Raw genomic sequence first — 6,440 nt, forward strand, 5'->3', positions numbered from 1 at the left:
GGGGCATATTTGCGCCTCAATGTGTCGGGTTCCGCACGAAACGTGTCCCGTGGTGTAGATGATACGGGCGAGTGGCGAAGGCATCTTTCAGCCTGCGGTAGCTCGCGGCGGGCAGCGCCGTCGCGCCGGACTGAGTTCTGCGGTGCGTCGGTCAGTTCCGGTGCGCACCTTCGGCGACTGGAACGATCCGCCTGGATATGTCGAGGTCGACTTCGTTGCCCATTCCGGCACCTCTTCGTCCGGCAGCTTGTGCAAACCATGGTCTTGACCGATATCGCCACAGGGTGGACCGAGTGCGTGCCGGTGCGGACGCGAGAAAGTGGTCTTGTCATCGCTGCATTAAACGGGCTAGGTGTTTGATCCCCGGCTTTAATGGTGCGATCTTTTCCGCGGAATGGAAAGGAGGCACTATGGGTCAGGTTCTACACGGCCGCGCCACGACGACAGAGGCGATCCGTCGAGCAATACAAAATAGTCAAGAGAGCCTGAAGAAGCTCGCCAAGCGTTATGGCATCGATCCCAAGACGGTCGCGAAGTGGCGCAATCGGACCTCGACCGCCGACCTTCCGACCGGTCCCAGAGAGCCGCGCTCGACGCTGCTGTCGCTCGAAGAGGAAGCCGCCATCGTCGCCTTTCGCAAGCACACGCTCTTGCCGCTCGATGATTGTCTCTATGCCCTTCAGCCGACGATCCCGCATCTGACGCGCTCGTCATTGCATCGTTGCCTTCAGCCCCACGGTAGTTCGCGGTTGCCGCAGACGGGCGCCGACAAGCCGGCCAAGCAGAAGTTCAAGGCCTATCCGATCGGCTATTTCGGCGCGCGTGTGATCAAGCGCTATTATCCGCCAGCGCCGCCGGTCGAGCGTGTATTGGCCCATCCCGAGGTGGCGAAGGTCGACAAGGAGCTGTGCAAGGCGGAACCGCTGATGCTGTTCACCGGCATCCATGCGGCAGGAAGATTTGGGAAGACGCGTCGATCGTCGTGGGGTGCAAGCAACGCCACAGGAACCGGTCGTCATTGACCTGCAGCGCTTCACCGTAAATCTGAAGATATAGTGTCCTGAAGGTTCCGCAAAAAGCTCTGGAGAGAGAACAGGCCTTGCGCTGAGGCGAGGCGGCCATGGCACGCTGGTGACGTTGCGATCACCGATTCCCGTGGAAGGGTAAGTGCCATGACCAATCGAGAAGTTAGACTGAGCAGAGGCGAGTTGAAAGCGTTGCTGTTGTCGGATGAGGACGGCTTTCGCAAGGTATTGCAGACTGTGGTGCAGGAGTCTTTGGAAGCCGAGATGACGGAGGCCATCGGGGCCGAGAAAGGCGAGCGGACAACGGAGCGGGTTGGTTACCGGTCCGGCTATTACGAACGCAAGCTTGTGACGCGGGTTGGCGTGCTGGAGCTTCGGGTTCCGCAAGATCGGGCCGGCCGGTTCTCGACGGAGTTGTTCGAGCGTTATCAGCGCTCGGAGAAGGCACTGGTATCGGCGCTGGTCGAGATGTACGTCCAAGGCGTGTCGACGCGCAAGGTGAAGGCGATCACCGAGGAGCTGTGCGGCCATTCCTTCTCGGCCTCGACGGTGAGCCAGGCGACGGCGCGGCTGGATGAGGCGCTGAAGGCATTTTATGAGCGGCGGCTTGCCGAACCTTACCCGTACCTCATCCTGGACGCGCGCTATGAGCGGGCGCGCGAGGCCGGCGTGATCGCCAGCCAGGCGGTCTTGGTGGCGATCGGCGTCGACTGGGAGGGCCGGCGCCAAGTGCTCGGTGTCGAGCTGGCCAACCGTGAAAGCCATTCGAGCTGGCGGGCGTTCGTGGCAGGGCTCAAGCAGCGCGGGCTTGCCGGCGTCGAGTTCGTCGTCTCCGACGACCATCCGGGGCTCAGGGCAGCGATCCGCGAAGTCCTGCCCGAGGCAGTCTGGCAGCGCTGTTACGTGCACTTCCTCAGAAACGCGCTCGATTATGTGCCGCGCAAGGTCGATGACGACTGCCTGATGGAGCTCAGATGGTTCTATGACCGGCGCGACCTAGCCGAGGTCAAGCGCGACCTGGCGCAGTGGATCGCCAAATGGCAGGCAAAATACCCGAAGCTGGTGGATTGGGTGGAGACCAACATCGAGGAGACGCTGAGCTTCTACCGGCTGCCGCTGCCGCATCACAAGCACATGAAGTCGACGAACATGCTGGAGCGGCTAAACCAGGAGATCAAGCGGCGCACCCTGATCGTTCGCATCTTCCCCAACCCGCAGAGCTGTTTGCGGCTGGTTCGGGCATTGGCGGTGGAGATCCACGAGAACTGGCTCGAGGCGACCCGCTACCTCAACATGGATCATCTGCGCGAGCACAAGAAGGAGAGCCTGAGAGCACTGGCCGCCTGAGACGCGGCCCGCCATGTCCGCCGCTCCGCTAAACACGGGGCTGCGCGGCGGACACGCCAACGTCACCGCTGAATGCCACGCCATTTTTTGCAGAACTTGACGCACACAACTTCTGAAGACGGCTTGGCAGGGCGGAGAGGTGCGACCCACCCATAGAGGCCGTATCGGCGGACAAATATCCCAAGAGACCGAGCTTGCTTGAGCGCTATGAGCTCAGATTCTGGCATGATTGGAGTCTGAGCCGACACTCTCGGCAGCCCTCGTGCTGCAGAGGCTGATGAATATCGACCAAACACGGTTCACGACAAAAAGCCTGCGGACGGTGCAAATAGCCGTGAAAGCCTAGCGTGAGGAGACAGCCCTTGAAATCATCAATGGCGACTGGAGGGCGATCTCGCCGAAGATGGGGATTGGGGCGGTGCTCCGCCGGTTTAAACGGTAATCTCGCTGGCGCGCCTACCTATCTTAGTAGGCTGCGCCGCGAGTCTGCAAGGTTTAAGAAGACGGGAACTGTTGGAGAGAAGGACATGCTGCCACTGGTGCGGCCTTCCAATGTTGTATTGGAAATTAATCTCGGGGCCATTCAGGCGAACTTCCAGGCCATCTCGGCCCTCGTTGGGCCAAACGTAAGGGCGGCCGCTGTCGTCAAAAGCGACGCCTACGGGCTTGGTCTTGTAGAGATTGCAAGAACGCTCATCGATGCCGGCTGCGATCTGCTCTTCGTCGCCAATCTGGACGAAGCGTTGCATCTAAGGTCATCCCATGTAGGCGCGGCAATTGCGGTTTTTTGCGATGATTTTGCGAAATTTGGCCCATACTATCGATCTAACGGGCTCATACCCGTTGTAAACAATTGTGCCGAATTGGAGGCCATTAGCGCAACAGGGAGGCAAACATACTTTCTCAACGTGGACACGGGATTCTCCCGCTTTGGGCTCGCTTTTGCCGAAGTGCATCGCGCGTATCTTTCTGGAACTTTCCATAGGTATCCCCCTTCGCTCGTACTCAGCCATCTGGCGTGCAGCGAACGCGGTGCGGACCCCACCAATGTGTTGCAAAGGAACCGCTTCCAGGCGATCTACGATATGCTTAAGCCCACCTGTGGCAGTCTCGCAGCCTCCGCCGGTATTTGGCTCGGCAAATCCTATCATTTCGACATGGTACGGGCGGGCTCAGCACTGTACGGGCTTAATGACGCTGGTATTAAACCAAATCCGCTGCAACCCGTTGCAAGGCTCCGAGCTAAAATACTCGACATGCGCAGTGTCGCTACGGGGGAGGCGGTTGGCTACGGGGCGACATTTCGTACGGCTCGAACTAGCCGCGTAGCAATCGTTGGGATCGGTTACAAGCATGGCCTTCCCTGGGCCTGCGGGAACAAAACTTCCGCTCGGTTCGCTGGATATTCTGTCCCTCTAATCGGAACAATATGCATGGATAACATAATGGTGGATATAACAGACGTTCCTGACGCACTTTGTCTTATAGGTGGCTTTGTAGAACTACTGGGAGAAGATTTAACTGTAAATGATCTTGCAGCAACGGTTGGCGTTAACCCGAACGAGGTACTGGCGCGACTTGGTGCTGGTTGCACAAGACGATATCTGACTTCTTCCCTGCGATCTACGCGACAGCAGTGACGACCCGCTCGAACAACCAAGTATTTAGATGGGGTATTCGGCTTGATCCTTCTCTGGACGGAATGGTCAGAGGTGCGGCGTTTCAAGCTGATATAGCCTGAGGTGCAGCATCACAGGCAGTCGCGGAGGAGCTGTCCCCTTTATCGGAAAGTGCTCGATATTGTCAGGGTAATAACAACTGCCGGTATCTGACGACAGTTCCGGGTGTCGGGCCTGTCGTTGCCTTAGGGCTCACCAATACCATCGATAATCCCGGCCCGCGCACTTCGACCGGTTTCGGAGGAGCAACTGCCAGTGATCAAGGAATCTGGAGAGAGCAAGCGCGTCGGCCGTGCTTCGCTCTGCGGGGATGGATGATGCGAACGTTGCTCTGTGAGGCCGAACAGGTCATGCTCAGCCGTGTGAAAAGGTGGTCCTGAAAGGTTGGGTGACGGATAGCGCTAGGTGTTTAGACGGGGTATTCGGCTTTGTCCGAACGGGTGTTTGAGGTGCTGCTTCGAGCTGATGATAAAACGTGGTCTGCGTAAACAGCCACAAGCATCAGGAACGGAAGGCCTTTCTCAAGGCGCAGGCAACAAGACCGACCGCAACGATGCGCGGCATTGCGCAGGTGATGCGGGTTAATTGTGTTCCGGCCGATGCACGTCAAGACGCTGATGAGCCAGGAACGTCGGGCGCCTGTTGACAGCCCGCAAGTTGCTGCAGGAAAAGGCCATCGCAATTGAGAATGACATTCGAGGCCTGTTGCGTAACTTCGGTCTCAGGTTGGCATTGTCGGCGCTGCCAAATTTGGGGATCGCATCCAGGACCTTTCCGGCGACATCCCGGAGCTACGTGACATCATGGAGGTGTTGCTCGCCGCCCGGCAGAAACTTCGCGAGCAGTTCACGGTAGTGCATGAAAGGCTGTTGTCGATCGTGAAGGGTGACACGGTTTGCGCGGTTGACGACCGTCCTTGGTGTCGGACCTGTCGTTGCGCTGGCTTTCAAGGCTACGGTCGTCATTCCTGCGCGCTTCAGAAATCGAAGGCCGTAGGGCCGGCTCTTCGGTTAACGCCGCGCTTGCATCAATCAGGCGAGGACAATCGCGTCGGACGTGTTTCCCTGTGCGGTGACCCTTGCTCGCATACTAGATGATTAAGGGAGCCAGCCTGGGCAAGGCTGTTGTTGACGACCCCAGCGATTCAGTCGGCGTGATACGAGGTTCCACCTCGGGTGGATGGGAATCCTTCGTGAGATGACGAGTGAAACAAGGGCGCGCAGGGACATGGTCGGGCGTGGCAGCACCTCAGGCCGCTGTTTAGATTGCTCACTTCATGCTCCTGATCGATTCTCCTGATCGTACTTATCGCTGAAGAGCTGGTCGAGGACCCATGCCATGCGAAATGTAGCTTCCTCAGCTACACCAGCCCCGTGTGAAGCGCCGCTGTGGCCGCCCACCATCCAAATGCGGAAGACAAGCTCAGGATCGCGGTCGAGCGCACATGACCGACGCTGCGCCACATAGCAAGCGGGCTGGTAATAGAGGGCCTGGCCATCGTGCACCGCGGCATCGACGTAAGTCGGCGGAAGAGGCCGATCGGCGCTTAGGTTGTAATACGGGTCGTAGCTGCGCACGTTGCGATATTCGTGGGCGGTGTGGGGATCTCCGTACTCCGCCGTTTCCTGTAGCGCGTACGGCATTGTGAAGTCCATCTCAGCATCTAGAATGTCGGCGAGCGGGACCTCGGCAAGCACGGCGCGGAACAAATCTGGCCCCATGAGGGCCGCGGCAAGCACGGTGCCCCCGCCGGCGCTCGCTCCCTCGATGACAATGCCGTCCGGGTTGGCGAATCCCTGCTCAACGAGCCCCTCGGCAGCGGCGATCAGATCAGTTTGGGTAATACGTTTTCAATCGCGGGTAGCCGCTTCGTGCCGTGGACGTCCGAACTCGCCCCCCAGTACGTGCACAATGCCGAAAGCAATTCCGCAGTCGAGCAGGCTCAAACGCTTGGTCATGGAGAGGGCCAAGTGACGAACGAGGGCCATCTCGGTATTCCGTAACAACCGTACACGTTCAGTAATACTGGCCCAGGGCTCGTTCAGCCACGACGGTGTCGGGCGTCACGAATGAGGTAACCCAGTAAACCAGTTTCGGTGTTCGGAACGAACATCGTGCAACCCATGAGCCTGGGCCGTGTTGCAGAGACTTAAGCGGAAGGTGGGCATGCCGAACGGGCGAGAAGCGCCTTGCCCTCCAACAACCGGGTTCGGCCGCAGCGCGTCCCTCTCCTTCGAGCGCCGTGTCAAAGCGATCGGGCTTGGCGCGACGGCGCTGCCCGCCGCGAGCTACCGCAGGCTGAAAGATGCCTTCGCCACTCGCCCGTATCATCTACACCACGGGACACGTTTCGTGCGGAACCCGACACATTGAGGCGCAAATATGCCCC

The 6,440-nt window shown here is 59.0% G+C and carries 3 protein-coding genes and 3 pseudogenes; 5 read left to right on the top strand and 1 reads right to left on the bottom strand.

Translation table 11 applies throughout. The features are described from left to right. Positions 1-103: 103 nt before the first annotated feature. The 5 genes and pseudogenes from EN869_RS35385 to EN869_RS35390 all read left to right on the top strand — a co-directional run. Positions 104-330, top strand: a pseudogene (locus tag EN869_RS35385) (transposase); the annotation flags it as partial. Between the two features lie 80 nt (positions 331-410). Then, positions 411-815: pseudogene (locus EN869_RS33505) on the top strand (IS481 family transposase); the annotation flags it as partial. Between the two features lie 357 nt (positions 816-1,172). After that, complete coding sequence (locus EN869_RS33510; protein ID WP_126097348.1) at positions 1,173-2,372, top strand: IS256 family transposase; 1,200 nt, start codon at positions 1,173-1,175, stop codon at positions 2,370-2,372. 527 nt (positions 2,373-2,899) lie between these two features. Next, entirely contained in the window at positions 2,900-4,012 is a 1,113-nt protein-coding gene (gene alr, locus EN869_RS33520; protein WP_127230893.1) for an alanine racemase, read from the top strand. Positions 4,013-4,526: 514 nt separating this feature from the next. Beyond that, a pseudogene (locus tag EN869_RS35390) lies at positions 4,527-5,127 on the top strand (transposase); the annotation flags it as partial. A 198-nt stretch (positions 5,128-5,325) separates the two neighbouring features. Here EN869_RS35390 and EN869_RS33530 read toward each other — a convergent pair. Beyond that, positions 5,326-5,895, bottom strand: a complete 570-nt coding sequence (locus EN869_RS33530; RefSeq protein WP_348628157.1) for a prolyl oligopeptidase family serine peptidase — start codon at positions 5,893-5,895, stop codon at positions 5,326-5,328. Positions 5,896-6,440: the final 545 nt, after the last annotated feature.

It is taken from the genome of Mesorhizobium sp. M2D.F.Ca.ET.226.01.1.1 (assembly GCF_004022705.2).
GTDB lineage: Bacteria > Pseudomonadota > Alphaproteobacteria > Rhizobiales > Rhizobiaceae > Mesorhizobium.

Bases quoted from the DNA above. Each gene is read 5' to 3' on its own strand.
- EN869_RS33510 (WP_126097348.1), top strand. From the start codon at position 1,173: ATGACCAATCGAGAAGTTAGACTGAGCAGAGGCGAGTTGAAAGCGTTG.
- alr (WP_127230893.1), top strand. From the start codon at position 2,900: ATGCTGCCACTGGTGCGGCCTTCCAATGTTGTATTGGAAATTAATCTC.